This is a genomic window from Xanthobacter sp., assembly GCF_041911315.1.
Taxonomy (GTDB): Bacteria; Pseudomonadota; Alphaproteobacteria; order Rhizobiales; family Xanthobacteraceae; genus Xanthobacter; species Xanthobacter aminoxidans.
In genome coordinates this window covers 1-16,830 of record NZ_JAYRPE010000001.1, presented here as the reverse complement: position 1 = coordinate 16,830, position 16,830 = coordinate 1, and the positions used below count along the sequence as shown (strand labels likewise).

The window sequence follows — 16,830 nt, the reverse complement described above, 5'->3', positions numbered from 1 at the left end:
CCATGGTCTTCTGGGTTCCGCTCATCGCCTATACGGCGGTCCTCCTCCTGTCGGCGCTCTCCTTCGCCCGCCAGCCGGCGCCGCGCCGGCTAATCGATCTCGCGCGGGCGCTCCTGCGATACATCAATCTCTTCCCCGTGGGCCTCATGGGGTTGTGGGGGGCGCTCGGGCATATCGTGTTCCCGGCGCAGTCCGCCGCCGCCATCGGCTGGGCGACCAGCCCGTTCCAGACCGAGGTGGGCCTCGCCAATCTCGGCATGGGGCTCGCGGGAATCATCGCTGCCTTCTGGCGCGACTGGGGCTTCCGCGCCGCCGTGGCGGTGATGATGGCCGGCTTTCTCGGCGGGGCGGGCATCAACCACATCATCCAGATCGGCAAGACCGGCAATTTGGCCGCAGGCAATGCCGGCCCCATTCTCTACACGGACCTCCTCACGCCGCTTTTGCTGGTCATCCTCCTCGCCCTGACCTACCGATCCGACCGGGCCGCGCGCCCGTAGGACGGGATAGAGCTGGAGCGCCTGGACGGGCATGGTGGACGAGGAAAGAAACCGCTTCTCCGCGCGGGCCGCGCGCTATGCCCGGGTGGGCGCCAATGTGGGCGGGGTCGCCGCGCGCATCGCAGGCGCCCGCCTCATGGGGCTCGATCGCGACGGCAACAACGCAGCCGCCCTCGCCTCCGCCCTCGGCGGGCTGAAAGGGCCGCTGATGAAGGTGGCCCAGCTCATGGCCACCATTCCGGACGTGCTGCCCCCCGAATATGCCGCCGAACTTCAGAAGCTGCAGAGCGATGCCCCGCCCATGGGCTGGGCCTTCGTGCGCCGGCGCATGATGGCGGAGCTGGGCCGCGACTGGGAGCAGAAATTCGCCAGCTTCGAGCACGCCCCCTCCGCCGCCGCCTCCCTCGGGCAGGTGCACAAGGCGGTGACGCTGGAGGGCGCGCGCGTCGCCTGCAAGCTCCAGTATCCGGACATGCAGGCCGCCGTGGAGGCGGACCTCTCCCAGCTCGATGTGCTCTTTTCCATCCATCGCCGCATGGACGGCGCCATCGACACCCGCGAGATCGCCCGCGAGATCGGCGAGCGGGTGCGCGAGGAGCTGGACTATCGGCGCGAGGCCAAGCACGCCGCGCTCTATGCCCATATCCTGAAGGACGAGCCCAAGGTCCGCGTGCCCGGCACCCATGCCGATCTCTCCACCGGCCGGCTCCTCACCATGGACTGGCTGGACGGCGAGAAGATCCTCGGCTTCACCGACCATCCTTTGGCGGAGCGCAATGCGCTCGCTGAGGCCATGTTCGCCGCCTGGTGGCAGCCTTTCTCGCGCTTCGGCGTGATCCATGGCGATCCCCACCTCGGCAACTACACCGTCTTCTCGGTAGAAGGGCGGCCGGCCGGCATCAACCTGCTCGATTACGGCTGCATCCGCATCTTCCCGCCGGCCTTCGTGGCGGGCGTGGTGGACCTCTATCGCGGCCTGATGGCCGGCGACGACGCGCGGGTGGTGCACGCTTACGAGACGTGGGGCTTCAAGGGCCTGAAGCGCGAATTGATCGATGTCCTGAACATCTGGGCGCGCTTCATCTACGGCCCGCTCATGGACGACCGGGTGCGCACCATTGCCGACGGGGTGTCGCCCGCCGCCTATGGCCGCAAGGAGGCCTTCACCGTCCACACCGCGCTGAAGCAGCTCGGGCCTGTGACGGTGCCGCGGGAGTTCGTGTTCATGGACCGCGCCGCCATCGGCCTCGGCGGCGTCTTCCTGCACCTCAAGGCGGAATTGAACTTCCACCGCCTGTTCGAGGATGCCATCGCCGACTTCTCCGCCGAGGGCGTCGCCGCGCGGCAGGCGGAGGCGATGACGGTGGCCGGGCTCTAGGGCCACCGCGTCCCGGACCAGCGACACCGAAGGTGGAGCGCCGATCCGGGACCCAGGGGAAAAGGCGGCGAAGCCGGCAACGCCTGCCGCATCCCCGCTTGAGCCGCCTTCGGCGTACCTTTGCGCTGGACCCCGGCTCTCCCTCCGCTCACGCTCCGCTCGGCCGGGGTACAGAGCCGCTAGACCGGCCGCCCCTCGATCACCAGCGAACCATCCCCCGCCCGCGCGGCCGGCAGCGGGGCGAGGCGACGGTGGAGGTGGACCATGAAGGCGGTGCCGAACACCGGCAGGATCAGGTTGAGGATCGGCACGAACAGGATCGGCGCGATGAGCAGGCCGGCGACGAACACTGTCACCCCGTTCGCCCGCCTGAGCGCCCGTGCCTCTTCCGGCGTACGATAGCGCATGGCGGCCAGCTCGAAATATTCCCGGCTGATGAGATAGGCGTTGGCCACGTAGAAGATGATGACGTTCACCCCCGGCACCAGCAGCAGGAGCAGCGCCGCGAGGTTCACCAGCAGCACCAGCCCGAAGAAGCGCACCGAATAGAACAGCGCGCGCAGGAAGGGCTGCGGTTGGCCGGGCGGATCGTTGGGATAGGTCGTGGTCTCCACCCGCTCGGCCACCTCGTCGAGGAAGAGGCCCGCCACCAGCGAGGACACCGCCGGCATCAGATAGACGATGCCGAACACCAGCCCCAGCCCTGCAATCACGGCCAGCGTGGTCTCGATCCACGGATAGGACGCGATGTGGACGAAGTGGGTGAGCGCCGCCTCCAGTCCCACGGCCAGGGCAATGAGCAGCGCCAGCGCCAGCCCCATGGATTTCAGCAGCACGCCGCGCAGCAGCGGCGAGAAGGTCTGTCGCAAGGCGAGGATGGCGGCGGCGAGCATGATCGTTCCCGGTGAGCGCGGACCTTCAGGCGCAGGCGAGAGGTAGGGTGTGCGGCCCTCCCCCTCAAGTCGTCACAGCGTGACGCGCACCGCGTTCGTCACCTGCAGAACGCCCCACTGGTGGAAGCGTTCGGAATAGAGCTTGCGGATTTCGGCGAGCTTGGCCGCCGCCTCCGGCGTGTCCGGGTGATAGATGAGCACGAGGCGCATGCCCTCGCGCACCACCTGCGCCGTGCCGTGGGCCTCGCCCTTCACCTGCCCGTAGGCAGCGATCACGGTAAGTCCGTCCGGGAAGCGGGGCGTCACCTCGGTGGTGAGGAAGCTCTCCCATTCCTGCTCGCTCACCCCGCTGCCGTCGGCGCTGGCGAGGCCGAAGAGCAGCTTGGTTTCGATCATTACCACGCTGATGCCCGGCTTGAGCGTCGCGGGGGCGGACTCCTCCGCGCGGGCGGCGGTGGGCAGAAGCAGGCAGGTGAACAGCAGGCAGGCGACCGGCAGCGCGGCGCATCGCCACGCTTCGCGTCTGCTGGCGGGAAAGGGCGTCGGAAGCGGCATCGGGAATCAGGGCTCCGCTAAGGAAGCCTGAGCATTGGCGGCCCCGCGCCCGGCCGCAAGCGCCCGCCGTCGTGCGCGCGGGAGCGGTCCTCGCCCGGACCGCGAACGAACGTTCACTCTTGTGCCGCAATCGTGCCCGCAGTATTGCGAACGAACATTCGCTCTCGCTCATGTCCCAAGGTGCCGATCCGCGCTGATGTCACGCCCCATCCCAGAGACCGCGCTGCGCGAAGCCGCCGCCCCGCGCCCCGACCACCGGCAGGAGCAGCGCAAGCGCATCCTTGATGCCGCCAAGGCCTGCTTTGGCCGCGACGGTTTCCATGGCGCCTCCATGCAGAAGATCTGCGCCGAGGCGGACATGAGCCCGGGGGCGCTCTACCGCTATTTCCCCTCCAAGGAATCCCTCATCGCCGCCATCGTCGAGAGCGAGCGGGCCGAACGGCTCGGCATGTTCGACATGATCACCAGGGCGCCGTCCGTGCTGGGCGCCCTGTCGTCCTGCCTCGCCCTGCTGCTGACCGAGGATCACATGGCCTCGGCCCGGCTCGGCCCGGAGATCATGGCCGAGGCGATCCGCAATGCCGACCTGCGCAAGACCATCGACGCCTGCGAGGCCGAAACCAGCACCCTCCTGGCCGATGCGCTTGCGGCCGCCGTGAAGCAGGGCGAGATCGACCCCGCGCTCGACATCGAGAGCGTCGCCATCGTGATCCAGCTCATCGGCGACGGCGTGCTGCTGCATCACCAGCTCCATCCCGAATGGAAACTGGAGGAGCGGATGCCCGCCATCGAGGCGATGGTGCGCCGGATGCTGGCCCCGGCCCAACCGAAAGCGGTGCCGGAATGACACGCACCATCGAGAACTGCATCTTCGCCCCCTTACGTCACGGGAATGCCGCGGTTGAACCGCACGTTCCCGCGCCCATCCGGAACGAGGTTCTTTCCGCCATGTCCGCGTCCGTCCGTCCGGCGCTCCGTCCCGCCCGCTCCGCGGCGTCCCGCCTTGCCGTCTCGGCCTGCTTTGTCCTCGCCGCCGGCGCCCTTGCCGCGCCCCCTGCGACTGCGGCCGAGCCCGCGAAGGCGGCCGACGCGGCCCGCGCGTCGGCGCTTTCGGTGACGGTGGTGAAGCCCCGGCCCGATACCCTGACCGACACGCTGCTTGTCACCGGCTCCATCAAGCCGCGCGAAGAGATCGAGGTGGGGCCGGAGATCGAGGGCTATCGCCTCATGGAGATCCTGGTGGAGGCCGGCGATCGGGTCCAGAAGGGCCAGGTGCTGGCCCGCCTCTCGCGCGACGTGCTGGAGACCCAGCTCGCCCAGAATACCGCCTCCGCCGCCAAGGCCCGCGCCGCCATCGCCCAGCAGCAGGCGGCGCTCGATCAGGCCATCGCTCAGGAGACCGAAGCCACCTCCGCCGTGGAGCGCACGCGCCAGCTCAGCAAGACCGGCACCTCATCCCAGGAGCAGCTGGAGCAGCGCGAGCGCGCGGCCAAGGTCGCCACCGCCCAGGTCGCCGCCGCCCGCGAGACGCTGATCGCCGCCCAGGCGGAAGCGGTGTTCGTGAAGGCGCAGCGCGACGAGATCGAGGTGAAGCTGAAGCGCACCGATGTGCGCGCCCCCGCCGCCGGCCTCGTGCTGTCGCGTGAGGCGAAGCTCGGCGCCATCGCGCTCTCCACCCGCGCCGCGCCGCTGTTCCGCATCGCCGAGGACGGCGCCATGGACCTCGACGCCGACGTGCCGGAAGGCGCCATGCCGCGCATGAAGGACGGGCTTTCCGTGCAGGTGGTGCCGGCCGGCTTCGACGAGCCCATCGGCGGCAAGGTCCGCCTCGTCTCCGCCGAGGTGGACCGCGCCTCGCGCCTCGGCAAGGTGAAGATCGCTTTGCCCGACGACCCGCGCCTGAAGTCCGGCGCCTACGGCCGCGCGGTGATCGCGCTCGGCGAGGTGAAGGGCCTGAGCCTGCCCCAGTCCGCCGTGATGTTCGACGCGGAGGGCGCCTATGTGCTCACCGTCACCGACGGCATCGTCGGCATCCAGCGCATCACGCCCGGCCTGAAGAAGGAAGGCCGCATCCTCGTCACCGAGGGGCTCTCCGCCGACGCGGACGTGGTGGCGCGGGCCGGCAGCTTCCTGCGTGACGGCGACCGGGTGACGCCGGTGACGGCGCCCGTCTCCCTGGGCGAGGCGCGCTGATGGCCCTCAACGTTTCCGCCTGGGCGATCCGCAAGCCCGTCCCCGCGCTCGTCTTCTTCTTCATCCTGACGGCGCTCGGCATCGTGCATTTCCGGGAACTCCCGGTGACGCAGATGCCGAACATCGACCTGCCCATCGTCATGGTCACCGTCACCCAGTCCGGCGCCGCGCCGAGCGAGCTGGAGACGCAGGTGACGAAGAAGGTGGAGAACGCCATCGCCGGCATCTCCGGCGTCAAGCACATCACCTCCTCCATCAGCGAGGGGGCGAGCGTCACGCTGGTGGAATTCCACCTGGAGACGCTGGTGGACCGCGCCGTGAACGACACGCGCGACGCCATCACCAAGATCCGCATGGACCTGCCCCGCTCCATCGACGAGCCGCAGATCCAGCGCATCGACATCGAAGGCCTGCCCATCGTCACCTACGCGGTCTCCGCGCCCAACATGACGACAGAGCAGGTGAGCTGGTTCATCGATGACACCCTCGCCCGCGCTTTGCAGGGCGTGCGCGGCGTGGCGCAGGTGAAGCGGCAGGGCGGCGTGGACCGCGAGATCCGCATCTCCCTCAATCCCGACCGGCTGATGTCGCTCGGCATCACCGCCGCCGAGGTGAGCCGGCAGCTGCGCGCCACCAATCTCGACGTCTCCGGTGGCCGGGGCGAGGTGGGCACGCAGGAGCAGCCCATCCGCACGCTCGCCGGCGCGTCCTCGGTGGAGGCGCTGGCCGATACCCGCATCGTGCTCTCCAACGGCCGCTCGGTGCGGCTCGGGGAGCTGGGCACCGTGGTGGACGGCGCGGCCGAGCAGCGCGTGTTCGCCCGGCTCGACGGCAAGAGCGTGGTGGCCTTCGGCGTCTACCGCGCCAAGGGCTTCTCGGACGTGACGGTCTATGACCGCGTGACCGAGGAACTCGCCAAGCTGCGCGCCGCCCATCCCGACGTCACCATCACCGAGATCGACACCACGGTCCGCTTCACCAAGTCGGACTACCAGAGCGCCATGCACACGCTGATCGAGGGTGCCATCCTCGCGGTCATCGTGGTGTTCCTGTTCCTGCGCGACATCCGCGCGACGCTCATCACCGCGCTTGCGATCCCCCTGTCCATCCTGCCCACCTTCTGGGTCATGGACATGCTGGGCTTCTCGCTGAACGCGGTGAGCCTGCTCGCCATCACGCTCGTGACCGGCATCCTGGTGGACGACGCCATCGTGGAGATCGAGAACATCGTCCGCCACATGCGCATGGGGAAATCTCCCTATCGCGCGGCCATCGAGGCGGCGGACGAGATCGGCCTGGCGGTGGTGGCAACCACCCTCACCATCGCCGCCGTGTTCGCGCCCGTATCCTTCATGGGCGGCATCGCGGGCCAGTACTTCAAGCAGTTCGGCCTGACGGTGGCCATCGCCGTGCTGTTCTCGCTGGCGGTGGCACGGCTCATCACGCCCCTGGTGGCGGCCTATTTCCTGAAGGACACCGGCCACCGCGAGGGCCGGGACAGCCTCGTGATGCGCGGCTACGTGCGCCTGCTCTCCTGGTCGGTGAAGCACCGCTTCGCCACCATCGGCATGGGCATCGCCATCTTCGCCGGCTCCATCTGGCTGTCCACGCTGCTGCCCTCCGGCTTCCTGCCCACCAACGACATCTCCCGCGCCCTCCTCTCGGTGGAGCTGCCGCCCGGCAGCACGCTGGCGGAGACGCAGAAGGTGTCGGACGAGATCGCCCGCGCGGCCCTCAGCCTGCCCGAGGTGAGGAGCGTCTACGCCACCGCCGGCTCCGGCGGCTCCGGCGGCCTCGCCCTCACCTCCGGCGAGGTGCGCAAGGCACAGGTCGTCATCAACCTGAAGCCGCGCAGCGAGCGCAAGATCGACCAGAAGACCTTCGAGACCCAGTTCTCGAAGACCCTGGCGGCCATGCCGGACCTGCGCGTCTCGTGGAGCCAGAACGGGCAGAACACCCAGCGCGGCTTCCAGGTGATCCTCTCCGGCAGCGATGGCGCGTCCGTCGCGGACGCCGCCGTGGCGGTGGAGAAGGCGGTGCGCGCGGGCGTGCCGGAACTTGCCAACGTGGTCTCCTCCGCCGCCCTGGACCGGCCGGAAATCCGCATCGTGCCCAAGCTGGACGAGGCGGCCGAACTGGGCGTCTCGGTGGACACCATCGCCGAGACGGTGCGCATCGCCACCATCGGCGACATCTCCGCCAACCTCGCCAAATTCTCCGCCAAGGACCGGCAGATCGACATCCGCGTGCAGCTCGCCGAGAACGCGCGGACCCGCCTGTCCACCTTCGACGCGCTGAAGGTGCCCACCGCCTCCGGCGGCGCGGTGCCGCTCTCCGCCGTGGCGGATGTCCAGTTCGGCAAGGGCCCGACGGCCCTCGACCGTTACGACCGCGCGCGGCGCGTGGCGGTGGAGGCGGACCTCGTGGGCGACACGCCTTTGGGCGACGCACTTGCCAAGGTAAAGGCCCTGCCCGCTTCGCAGAACCTGCCCGCCGGCGTCACCCTGAAAGAGGCCGGCGACGCCGAAATCATGGCCGAGGTGTTCTCCGGCTTCGCCATGGCCATGGCGGCGGGCCTGATGCTGGTACTGGCGGTGCTGGTGCTGCTGTTCCACGACATCCTGCAGCCCATCACCATCCTCGTCTCGCTGCCGCTAAGCGTGGGCGGCGCCTTCATCGCACTGCTCATCACCGGCAATTCGGTGTCCATGCCGGTGGTCATCGGCTTCCTGATGCTGATGGGCATCGTGACGAAGAACGCCATCCTGCTGGTGGATTTCGCCATCGAGTCCATGCACCAGGGCGTCGACCGCTTCACCGCCCTCATCGAGGCCGGCCGCAAGCGGGCGCAGCCCATCGTCATGACCACCATCGCCATGGTGGCGGGCATGGTGCCCTCGGCCATGGCGCTGGGCGAAGGCGGCGCCTTCCGCGCGCCCATGGCCATCGCGGTCATCGGCGGCCTCATCACCTCCACCGTGCTGTCGCTGGTGTTCGTGCCGGCGGTGTTCACGGTGATGGACGATTTGAGCCACATCCTCGGCCGCATCTTCGGTCGCTTCATCGGCGCCAAGGACGAGCCGGATGGCCACGATCTTCCCCCGGCCCTGCACCATCCGGCCGGCGAATAGCCGGCCTTTCATCCCCCAAGCCAGCGGCCCTCCCCTCCACCCGGACGGGAGGGCCGCTTGACTCGCGCCGCTATCTGTACCATTCAGTACATTATTGACCAATTGGTACAGGAGACACCCATGGCCCGCCCGCCGCTGCCACCCTTCACCGTCGAGACCGCCACGCAGAAGGTGCGCATGGCGGAGGATGCCTGGAACACCCGCGACCCCGAGCGCGTCTCCCTCGCCTACACGCCGGACAGCCGCTGGCGGAACCGCTCCGACTTTCTCACCGGCCGGCCGGAGATCGTCACCTTCCTCACCGCCAAGTGGCGGCGGGAGCTGGACTATCGCCTCATCAAGGAGCTGTGGGGGCTGAACGACAACCGCATCGCGGTGCGCTTCCAGTATGAGTGGCACGATGCCGATGGCGCGTGGTACCGCTCCTATGGCAACGAGCAGTGGGAGTTCGACGCCGAGGGCCTGATGCGCCGGCGCGAAGCCTCCATCAACGACGTGGCGATCGCCGAGAGCGACCGCCGTTTCCACTGGCCCCTCGGCCCGCGTCCGGCGGACCATCCGGGCCTCGCCGAACTGGGGATGTGATGGCACGAACGGTGGCCGAGCGCGCGGACATCCTGCCCCTTCTGGGCGAGGTGTTCCGCGAGCACGGATACGAGGGGGCGAGCCTCGCCCACATCACCGCCCGCACCGGGCTCGGCAAGGGCAGCCTCTATCACTTCTTCCCCGGCGGGAAGGAGGAGATGGCGGCCGCCGTGCTGGCCGAGATCGACGGCTGGTTCGAGGCCAACGTCTACGCCCCGCTGCGCGCGGACGAAGACCCGGCCGCCGCGATACGGGACATGCTGGCGCGCACGGATGCCTATTTCCGCTCCGGCCGGCGGGTGTGCCTTGTGGGCGTATTCGCTTTGGGCGAGGTGCGGGACCGGTTCGGCGCAGCGGTCGCCTCCTACTTCGCCCGCTGGCGCGATGCGCTGGCCGCCGCCCTCACCCGCGCGGGCTTCCCCTCCGCTCAAGCGGACGACCGGGCGGAGGAAGCGGTGCTCGCCATCCAGGGCGCGCTGGTGCTGGCCCGCGCGCTGGACGATCCCGCTGTGTTCGGCCGGGCGCTGGAGCGACTGGGCCGGCGGCTGCTGGACGGACTCTAACCAGACAAATATAATCAACTTAATTCAGACTTGACGCGTTCGATAAAACGAACGATATTGCCGCCATGTTCGCCCCGGAACGGATGGGCCTTCCTATGATGATGTGTCGCTGACAGCCGCTGGAGCGGCGTGAAACCGCCGAATGCCGCGCAGAGCGTGGCCCTGTCCCGGTTGCGCCGACACCCATCCCTTCCCGAGCCGCCTGTTCCCCCGTCCTCCGCTCCCTCCCGCCGCGTCTCCGCGCCGGACGAAAGACCGGATTGACGAACAGCCGGCAATGCCGGAGCCTTTCATGAACGCCCCCCTGACTTTGGCGGCCGCCGTGCCTACCCTTCCAGACCCGTCTGCCGCCCCCGCTGCCATCCCCGCGCCCGCGCGCTCCATCATCCGCTTCGAGCGGGTGGCGAAGACCTTTCCCGCCCGGAGCGGCCACGCGGCGGTGCATGCCCTCTCCGACATCACGCTGGATGTGCCGGAAGGCGCCATCCTCGGCGTCATCGGCCGGTCGGGGGCGGGCAAGTCCACCCTCATCCGCCTCGTCAACGGGCTGGAAAAGCCCTCCGGCGGGCGCGTGCTGGTGGACGATGTGGATATCGGCGCCCTCGACGAGGCCGCGCTGCGCAAGGAGCGGCGCTCCATCGGCATGATCTTCCAGCACTTCAACCTGCTGGCGCGCCGCACCGCCTTCGACAACGTCGCCCTGCCGCTGGAAATCGCCGGCGTGCCACGCGCGGAGATCAAGGCGCGGGTCGAGCCCCTGCTCGATCTCGTCGGCCTGTCCGACAAGCGCGACCGCTACCCGGCCGAACTCTCCGGCGGCCAGAAGCAGCGCGTCGGCATCGCCCGCGCGCTCGCCACCCGCCCCCGCGTGCTGCTCTCCGACGAGGCGACCTCTGCGCTCGACCCCGAAACCACCGAGCAGATCCTCGCTTTGCTGCGCCGGGTGAATGCGGAACTCAACCTCACGGTGCTGCTCATCACCCACGAGATGGCGGTCATCAAGGCGGTGGCCGACAAGGTGGCGGTGATCGACGGCGGCCGCATCGTCGAGGACGGCGCCACCTATGAGGTGTTCGCCCGCCCGCGCCACCCCACCACCCGCTCCTTCCTCGCCGCGCTGACCGCGAAGAGCCTGCCGCGCCGCGTCGCAGAGCAGCTTTCCGCCGAGCCGCGCGAGGGCCGCGACCAGGCGGTGCTGCGCATCGTCTTCACCGGCGCGCACGCGCAGGACCCGGTGCTGTCGCGGGTGTCGCGCCTGCTCTCGGTGGATGTGAACATCATCCAGGCCCAGGTGGACGAGATCGCCGGCACGCCCTTCGGCGTCATCGTGGTCTCGGTGCCGGGCGACGCGCCCACGCTCAGCGCCGTCATCAATGCCGTGGAACGGCTCAATCTGACGGCGGAGGTTCTCGGCTATGTTTGACATTACCTTCGGCCTGCTGCCGCCCACCATCGTCGACCTCATCATCGACGCCACCCAGCAGACGCTCTACATGGTGGCCGTCTCCGGCGCGCTCGGCACGCTCATCGGCCTGCCGCTGGGCGTGTTCCTCGCCACCAGCCGGTCGGGCGAGCTGTTCGCGGCGCCGTGGCTCAACCAGTCCCTCGGCCTCGTGGTGAATGCGGCGCGCTCCACGCCCTTCATCATCCTCGTGGTCGCCATCATCCCCTTCACCCGCCTCGTGGCGGGCACCTCCATCGGCACCAGCGCGGCCATCGTGCCGCTGACGGTGGCGGCGGCGCCCTTCATCGCGCGGCTCATCGAGGCGGCCATCCGCGAGGTGGACCAGGGGCTGGTGGAGGCGGCGCGGGCCATGGGGGCGAGCCCCATCCAGATCGTCGCCAAGGTGCTGCTGCCCGAGGCGCTGCCCGCCATCACCCTCGCCCTCACCCTCGCAGCGGTGTCGCTGCTCGGCTACTCGGCCATGGTGGGCGCGGTGGGCGGCGGCGGCCTCGGCGATCTCGGCATCCGCTTCGGCTACCAGCGCTTCATGCCTGAGGTGATGGCGGCGGTGGTGCTCGTGCTCATCCTTCTCGTGCAGGCGGTGCAGACGCTGGGCGACCGCCTCGCCCGTCGTCTCGACAAGCGCAGCCGCGGCTGAGCGGCGCACAGACCCTTTCAAATTCAGATGGAGGTTTCCATGAAGGCCCTCGCTTTGGCGCTCGCCGCCGGCATTTCCCTCGTCGCGTTCTCCGCTTCCGCCGAGACCATCAAGGTCGGCGTCACCCCCGGCCCCCACGCCCAGATCCTGGAGAAGGTGAAGGAAGAGGCGGCCAAGAAGGGGCTCGACATCAAGGTGATCGAGTTCTCCGACTATGTGGTGCCCAACGCCGCCCTGTCGTCCGGCGACATCGAGGCCAATTCCTTCCAGCACCAGCCCTATCTCGACAACCAGATCGCCGATCGCGGCTACAAGATCGTTTCCGTGGGCAGCACGGTGAACTTCCCGATCGGCATCTATTCCACCAAGTACAAGAAGTTCGAGGACATCCCGGCCGGATCGTCCATCGGCATCCCGAACGATCCCACCAATGGCGGCCGCGTGCTGCTGCTGCTCGCCGACAAGGGCCTCATCAAGCTGAAGCCCGGCGTGGGCGTGAAGGCTTCGGTGATCGACGTGGTGGAAAACCCCAAGAAGCTGAAGTTCGTGGAGATCGACGCGGCGCAACTGCCGCGCTCCCTCCCCGACCTCGCGGCGGCGGGCATCAACACCAACTATGCCAAGGAGGCCGGCCTCGATCCGGTGAAGGACCCCATCCTGCGCGAGGACCCCAAGGGGCCCTACGTGAACGTCATCGCCGTGCGCGCGCAGGACAAGGATAAGCCGTGGGTGAAGACCTTCGTCGAAACCTACCAGTCGCCGGAGACGCGCACCTTCATCCTCGAAACCTTCAAGGGCGCGGTTCTGCCGAGCTGGTGAGTGGTTGGCGGTGAAGCTTTACTTCACCGCCACGATGAAGAAGCGGGGGAAGGCGAGGAGCACCTTGCCATCCACCCGCGGCAGATAGGAATCGGAGAGCCGGGCGGCGTATTCCTCCAGAAACTGCGTGCGCTCGTCCCCCTCCAGCGGATCGATGAAGGGGCGCAGGCCGGTGCCCTTCACCCATTCCACGATGGCCGGGATGCCGTCGAGCGGGTGGTTGTAGATGGTGTGCCACACGTCCACTGCCCCCGCGTGGGGCTTCAGCATGTCGTAATAGGCGCCGGGCTCCGACAGCACGGTGCGGGCGCGGGTGGCGGCGTGGAGCGTGTCCGCCCACGGTCCGGCCATGGCGGTCTCGCGCATAGCGACGTGGGACGGCTCCTCCAGATTGTCCGGCATCTGCACCGCCAGCACCCCGCCGGGCGCCAGCAGCGACATGAGGCGCGGCAGGAGGGTGGCGTGATCCGGCACCCATTGCAGCACGGCGTTGGCGTAGATGAGGTCCGCCGGCTTCGGCAACGTGAAGGTTGAGGCGTCGCCGAGCGCGAAGCTTACGCCGGGCAGGCGGGCGCGGGCGGACTCCAGCATGGCCGGCGAGGTGTCGAGCCCGAGCAGCTCCGCGCCGGGAAAGCGCTGCGCCAGGATTTCGGTGGAATTGCCGGGGCCGCAGCCGAGATCCACCACGAACGCCGCCTTCTGAAGCGGCACCGCCGCGAGAAGATCGCGCGCCGGGCGGGTGCGCTGGTCCTCAAACTTCAGATATTGGCTGGCGTTCCAGTCGGCGGGCATCGGCGGCTCCGGGCGCGAGGGAATCGGCGGTGCCTCGGCGCGGCGCCGCAAGGGGTGTCCCCCGCTTATACCAGCTTCGCCGCGGAGGGCGACCGGCACGGCGCTGGATCTCATCCCCAGGGGACGGTGCTTGCCGGAGATCGGACGGAAAATCGGGCGCGAATGGCGCGGGCTCGACGGCAAAGGCCGGAGGGAGGGCACGAGAAGACGCGCGCACGGCAGTCGGCGGAACGAACAGGTCGTCACGGCCACAAAAAAACGCCACGGCGCGCGGAGGGCGCCGTGGCGAAGGCGTCAGGCCGCAGCCGAGACGTCAGTGGAAACCGAAGAGATGGTCTTCAGGATCTGGGAGGCGATCTGGTAGGGGTCGCCCATGGAGTTCGGGCGGCGATCCTCAAGATAGCCCTTGTAGTCGTTCTTGACGAAGGAGTGCGGGACGCGGATGGACGCGCCACGGTCCGCGACGCCGTAGGAGAACTTGTTCCACGGCGCGGTCTCATGCTTGCCGGTGAGGCGCATGTGGTTGTCCGGGCCATAGACGGCGATGTGGTCGTCGAGGTTGGCCTCGAACGCCGCCATCAGCTTCTCGAAATACGCCTTGCCACCCACTTCACGCATGTAGGAGGTGGAGAAGTTGGCGTGCATGCCCGAGCCGTTCCAGTCGGTGTCGCCGAGCGGCTTGCAGTGGAACTCGATGTCCACGCCATACTTCTCGGTGAGACGCAGGAGCAGGTAGCGGGCCATCCACACTTCGTCGGCGGCCTTCTTGGAGCCCTTGCCGAAGATCTGGAATTCCCACTGGCCCTTCGCGACTTCCGCGTTGATGCCCTCGTGGTTGATGCCGGCGGCGAGGCAGAGGTCGAGGTGCTCCTCGACGATCTGGCGGGCGACGTCGCCCACGTTCTTGAAGCCGACGCCCGTGTAATAGGGGCCCTGCGGCGCGGGATAGCCGGCCTCGGGGAAGCCGAGCGGGCGGCCGTTCTTGTAGAAGAAGTATTCCTGCTCGAAGCCGAACCAGGCGCCGGCATCATCGAGGATGGTGGCGCGCTTGTTGGTCGGGTGCGGGGTGACGCCGTCCGGCATCATCACTTCGCACATCACCAGGGCGCCGTTGGTGCGGGCCGGGTCGGGATAGACGGCGACCGGCTTGAGCACGCAATCCGAGCTGCGGCCTTCGGCCTGCTGGGTCGACGAACCGTCGAAGCCCCAGAGCGGCAGCTCCTCGAGGCTCGGGAACACGTCATATTCCTTGATCTGGGTCTTGCCCCGGAGATTGGGAACCGGGGTGTAGCCGTCGAGCCAGATATACTCGAGCTTAAACTTTGGCATTGCAGTCTCTCTGAGCCGATGACGTGAAATTCGGGACTTTGCTTCTCGAACTCTTTGATTCAGGAACTCTTTGCAGCGTCCGGCCGTGAAGGGTCCACCGGCCGCGGGGGCCGGCGCATATCTAGCAATCCGCGTGCCAGCAGCGACCCCATAGCCGGACAACGGCTTTTTAACCGCCGCCGCAACGTCAGCTGCCCATTACTGCATCAGGATTAGGCCGAACCCTTAGGCGCCCCGCACACCCGCTGTGCAGCTACCCCGTGCGCAGCGCGGCGCCAGGAACATTCGCCATCGCCCGGGAACAAAAGCGCGGCGCCCGCGCTTGGAACAAGGCATTCCGCTGCACTGCGAAAGACGCGCGCGGGCCATGCAGCAAACGCGCAAATAAAAGAGATAAGTGACGTCAATTTATATCCGCCTAAAAAATAGGCACTAAACTAAAATATACCGGCTTTGATGTATATGCAGGGTGCAAATCATGTTATGAAGTTCCCAAGTGATGGCGCCCAGGAGGCTCATCGGACAGGAGACCGGAGTGATGACTGCGAACCACGAGCGCGAGACCGCGAAAATCTATGTCTTCCCGGTGAAGAATGACGCGAAGAACGGCATGCCCTCCAAAGAGGCGAAATGGGCTGCCGAGATCGCTGCCGTGGGAGCCGCGCAGGCCGTGATCGGAAGCAGCTGGTATCACGAAGAGGCGGTGAAGGCCGCCGATCTCCCCAACCGCCGCTGAACCATCGGGCTTGGGTCGGCGCCCTGCGCGCCGGCCGTCCCGCGTCCGCGATGGACCGCTTCTTGCGTGACGTCCTCCCCGAGACCTCATCGGGTAGGACTTGCGACAATGGCCCTCGACCTCAACACAGACTGGACGAACGCGGAGCTTGCCGCCCTCATCGGCTCCGTGGTGGATGATCGCGACTGGCGTCTGGAAGTGAGCAAGGACGGCATCGCCTCCCTCGCCGACAAATCCGCCAATCCCACCGGCGCGGACTATGACGAGGGCCTGCACGGTTTCTTCGAGACCTGGATGGCCGGCACCGATTTCGTCGGCCCCTCGGCTGCGGGCGACAAGGACCTGATCGGCAAGATCGCCACCGCGCTCCGCGCCAACTACCCCACCCTGAAGGCCGACAAGTTCATCTACGTGGCCCTGTAGCCGCGCGGCCTGCCCTGCCGGCAACGGTCCCGCGTGCAGCACGCGGGACAAGCCTCTGGAGCGCTTTCCCCTTTTTCCCAAACCCTTTAGGTTCACCCAGCCGGTTTCCGCCGGATCGCCTCATGCCGTCACGCGCCATGCAAGATGAGTCGCGCGGGCCGCCCTGAGCGGGGTCTCGGCAGGGCAGACAAAGAGCCGCCAAGCGGCCGGGTTCGGGAGGGGCGCGTGGGAACGGGCAGGCTGCGATACGATCACGAGTCCCACCCGCCGATCGCCGTGCTCGTCGGCTCGGTGGCGCAGCACATGGGCCTGATGGCGGTGACGCTGGTGTTTCCGCTGCTGGTGGCGCAGGCGGCCGGCGTCGATGCCGAGATGCAGCGGCGCTATATCGATCTCGCCATGCTGGCCATGGGGGTCGCGACCCTCTTCCAGTGCTGGGGCCGGCCTGTCCTTTTCCTGTCCCGCATCGGCTGCGGCTATCTCCTGCCCGCGGTCTTCACCGCCGCCTATCTGCCTGCCGCCCTCTATGCCGCCCGCGCCGGCGGGCTGGGCGCGGTGGCAGGCATGACCATTACGGCCGGCCTCGCGCAGGTGCTGTTCAGCCGCGTGATGCATCGGGTCCGTCCCTTCCTGCCCATCGAGATCGTCGGGCTGGTGGTGATGCTCATCGGCATCATCCTCGGCGTCGTCGCCATCAAGCTGATGGTGGGCTACAGCCCGTCGATGGCGCAGGTGACCCTCACCGGCACCGGCGGCGCATTGGCCGGCCTCGCGGTGATGGTCGCCCTCGCCGCCTGGGGCAGCCCGCCGTTGCGCGCCATGGCGGTGCTG

17 protein-coding genes are annotated in these 16,830 nt (G+C 68.2%); 13 read left to right on the top strand and 4 right to left on the bottom strand.

Going from position 1 to position 16,830, the window contains the following annotated elements; translation table 11 throughout:
- The first annotated feature begins 2 nt into the window (after positions 1 to 2).
- On the top strand, positions 3 to 500 hold the full coding sequence (locus ACE3QW_RS00085; RefSeq protein WP_374249934.1) for a DUF6790 family protein: 498 nt from the start codon (positions 3 to 5) through the stop codon (positions 498 to 500).
- Positions 501 to 531: 31 nt separating this feature from the next.
- Positions 532 to 1,878, top strand: coding sequence for an AarF/ABC1/UbiB kinase family protein (locus ACE3QW_RS00080; RefSeq protein WP_029554892.1), 1,347 nt, complete (start codon positions 532 to 534; stop codon positions 1,876 to 1,878).
- Positions 1,879 to 2,057: 179 nt separating this feature from the next.
- Here the strand turns inward: ACE3QW_RS00080 and ACE3QW_RS00075 are convergent, their stop codons facing one another.
- Together ACE3QW_RS00075 and ACE3QW_RS00070 are read right to left on the bottom strand one after the other, a co-directional pair.
- The gene (locus tag ACE3QW_RS00075; RefSeq protein ID WP_374249933.1) at positions 2,058 to 2,771 is read right to left on the bottom strand and encodes a sulfate transporter family protein; all 714 of its coding nucleotides are present in this window, start codon (positions 2,769 to 2,771) and stop codon (positions 2,058 to 2,060) included.
- A 72-nt stretch (positions 2,772 to 2,843) separates the two neighbouring features.
- Positions 2,844 to 3,326, bottom strand: a complete 483-nt coding sequence (locus tag ACE3QW_RS00070; protein WP_374249932.1) for a DUF3574 domain-containing protein — start codon at positions 3,324 to 3,326, stop codon at positions 2,844 to 2,846.
- 196 nt (positions 3,327 to 3,522) lie between these two features.
- On the opposite strand from ACE3QW_RS00070, the gene ACE3QW_RS00065 reads away from it, so the two are divergent.
- From ACE3QW_RS00065 to ACE3QW_RS00030, 8 genes are all read left to right on the top strand, one after another.
- Positions 3,523 to 4,173 (top strand): TetR/AcrR family transcriptional regulator, encoded by a 651-nt coding sequence (locus ACE3QW_RS00065; protein WP_029554895.1) that lies wholly within the window; start codon positions 3,523 to 3,525, stop codon positions 4,171 to 4,173.
- A 101-nt stretch (positions 4,174 to 4,274) separates the two neighbouring features.
- Positions 4,275 to 5,519, top strand: a complete 1,245-nt coding sequence (locus tag ACE3QW_RS00060; RefSeq protein ID WP_374249931.1) for an efflux RND transporter periplasmic adaptor subunit — start codon at positions 4,275 to 4,277, stop codon at positions 5,517 to 5,519.
- Positions 5,519 to 8,650, top strand: coding sequence for an efflux RND transporter permease subunit (locus tag ACE3QW_RS00055; protein ID WP_374249930.1), 3,132 nt, complete (start codon positions 5,519 to 5,521; stop codon positions 8,648 to 8,650). Before ACE3QW_RS00060 ends, ACE3QW_RS00055 begins: the two co-directional genes overlap by 1 nt.
- Positions 8,651 to 8,770: 120 nt before the next feature.
- The gene (locus tag ACE3QW_RS00050; RefSeq protein WP_374249929.1) at positions 8,771 to 9,235 is read left to right on the top strand and encodes a DUF1348 family protein; all 465 of its coding nucleotides are present in this window, start codon (positions 8,771 to 8,773) and stop codon (positions 9,233 to 9,235) included.
- On the top strand, positions 9,235 to 9,798 hold the full coding sequence (locus ACE3QW_RS00045; protein ID WP_374249928.1) for a TetR family transcriptional regulator: 564 nt from the start codon (positions 9,235 to 9,237) through the stop codon (positions 9,796 to 9,798). The genes ACE3QW_RS00050 and ACE3QW_RS00045 overlap by 1 nt, the downstream gene beginning before the upstream one ends.
- Before the next feature lie 292 nt (positions 9,799 to 10,090).
- A complete protein-coding gene (locus tag ACE3QW_RS00040) occupies positions 10,091 to 11,221 on the top strand; it encodes a methionine ABC transporter ATP-binding protein (protein ID WP_374249927.1) in 1,131 nt (376 codons plus the stop codon).
- The gene (locus tag ACE3QW_RS00035) at positions 11,214 to 11,900 is read left to right on the top strand and encodes a methionine ABC transporter permease (RefSeq protein WP_051678687.1); all 687 of its coding nucleotides are present in this window, start codon (positions 11,214 to 11,216) and stop codon (positions 11,898 to 11,900) included. Before ACE3QW_RS00040 ends, ACE3QW_RS00035 begins: the two co-directional genes overlap by 8 nt.
- Before the next feature lie 27 nt (positions 11,901 to 11,927).
- Positions 11,928 to 12,719, top strand: coding sequence for a MetQ/NlpA family ABC transporter substrate-binding protein (locus ACE3QW_RS00030; protein ID WP_374249926.1), 792 nt, complete (start codon positions 11,928 to 11,930; stop codon positions 12,717 to 12,719).
- 18 nt (positions 12,720 to 12,737) lie between these two features.
- Here ACE3QW_RS00030 and tam read toward each other — a convergent pair whose 3' ends face one another.
- Both tam and ACE3QW_RS00020 read right to left on the bottom strand, forming a co-directional pair.
- Positions 12,738 to 13,511, bottom strand: coding sequence for a trans-aconitate 2-methyltransferase (tam, locus tag ACE3QW_RS00025; RefSeq protein ID WP_374249925.1), 774 nt, complete (start codon positions 13,509 to 13,511; stop codon positions 12,738 to 12,740).
- Positions 13,512 to 13,805: 294 nt separating this feature from the next.
- Positions 13,806 to 14,840, bottom strand: a complete 1,035-nt coding sequence (locus ACE3QW_RS00020; RefSeq protein WP_024278179.1) for a glutamine synthetase beta-grasp domain-containing protein — start codon at positions 14,838 to 14,840, stop codon at positions 13,806 to 13,808.
- 538 nt (positions 14,841 to 15,378) lie between these two features.
- On the opposite strand from ACE3QW_RS00020, the gene ACE3QW_RS00015 reads away from it, so the two are divergent.
- The 3 genes from ACE3QW_RS00015 to ACE3QW_RS00005 form a co-directional block, all read left to right on the top strand.
- Entirely contained in the window at positions 15,379 to 15,576 is a 198-nt protein-coding gene (locus ACE3QW_RS00015; RefSeq protein WP_024278178.1) for a DUF2735 domain-containing protein, read from the top strand.
- Positions 15,577 to 15,684: 108 nt separating this feature from the next.
- Entirely contained in the window at positions 15,685 to 15,999 is a 315-nt protein-coding gene (locus ACE3QW_RS00010; RefSeq protein ID WP_024278177.1) for a hypothetical protein, read from the top strand.
- A gap of 225 nt (positions 16,000 to 16,224) precedes the next feature.
- Positions 16,225 to 16,830 (top strand): solute carrier family 23 protein (locus tag ACE3QW_RS00005; RefSeq protein WP_374249924.1); only part of this gene is annotated, 606 nt, incomplete at its 3' end.

Bases quoted from the DNA above. Each gene is read 5' to 3' on its own strand.
- ACE3QW_RS00020 (WP_024278179.1), bottom strand. From the start codon at position 14,840: ATGCCAAAGTTTAAGCTCGAGTATATCTGGCTCGACGGCTACACCCCG.
- ACE3QW_RS00010 (WP_024278177.1), top strand. From the start codon at position 15,685: ATGGCCCTCGACCTCAACACAGACTGGACGAACGCGGAGCTTGCCGCC.
- ACE3QW_RS00075 (WP_374249933.1), bottom strand. From the start codon at position 2,771: ATGCTCGCCGCCGCCATCCTCGCCTTGCGACAGACCTTCTCGCCGCTG.
- ACE3QW_RS00030 (WP_374249926.1), top strand. From the start codon at position 11,928: ATGGAGGTTTCCATGAAGGCCCTCGCTTTGGCGCTCGCCGCCGGCATT.
- ACE3QW_RS00060 (WP_374249931.1), top strand. From the start codon at position 4,275: ATGTCCGCGTCCGTCCGTCCGGCGCTCCGTCCCGCCCGCTCCGCGGCG.
- ACE3QW_RS00085 (WP_374249934.1), top strand. From the start codon at position 3: ATGGTCTTCTGGGTTCCGCTCATCGCCTATACGGCGGTCCTCCTCCTG.
- ACE3QW_RS00040 (WP_374249927.1), top strand. From the start codon at position 10,091: ATGAACGCCCCCCTGACTTTGGCGGCCGCCGTGCCTACCCTTCCAGAC.
- ACE3QW_RS00070 (WP_374249932.1), bottom strand. From the start codon at position 3,326: ATGCCGCTTCCGACGCCCTTTCCCGCCAGCAGACGCGAAGCGTGGCGA.
- ACE3QW_RS00035 (WP_051678687.1), top strand. From the start codon at position 11,214: ATGTTTGACATTACCTTCGGCCTGCTGCCGCCCACCATCGTCGACCTC.
- ACE3QW_RS00055 (WP_374249930.1), top strand. From the start codon at position 5,519: ATGGCCCTCAACGTTTCCGCCTGGGCGATCCGCAAGCCCGTCCCCGCG.
- ACE3QW_RS00080 (WP_029554892.1), top strand. From the start codon at position 532: ATGGTGGACGAGGAAAGAAACCGCTTCTCCGCGCGGGCCGCGCGCTAT.
- ACE3QW_RS00045 (WP_374249928.1), top strand. From the start codon at position 9,235: ATGGCACGAACGGTGGCCGAGCGCGCGGACATCCTGCCCCTTCTGGGC.
- ACE3QW_RS00050 (WP_374249929.1), top strand. From the start codon at position 8,771: ATGGCCCGCCCGCCGCTGCCACCCTTCACCGTCGAGACCGCCACGCAG.
- ACE3QW_RS00015 (WP_024278178.1), top strand. From the start codon at position 15,379: ATGACTGCGAACCACGAGCGCGAGACCGCGAAAATCTATGTCTTCCCG.
- tam (WP_374249925.1), bottom strand. From the start codon at position 13,511: ATGCCCGCCGACTGGAACGCCAGCCAATATCTGAAGTTTGAGGACCAG.
- ACE3QW_RS00065 (WP_029554895.1), top strand. From the start codon at position 3,523: ATGTCACGCCCCATCCCAGAGACCGCGCTGCGCGAAGCCGCCGCCCCG.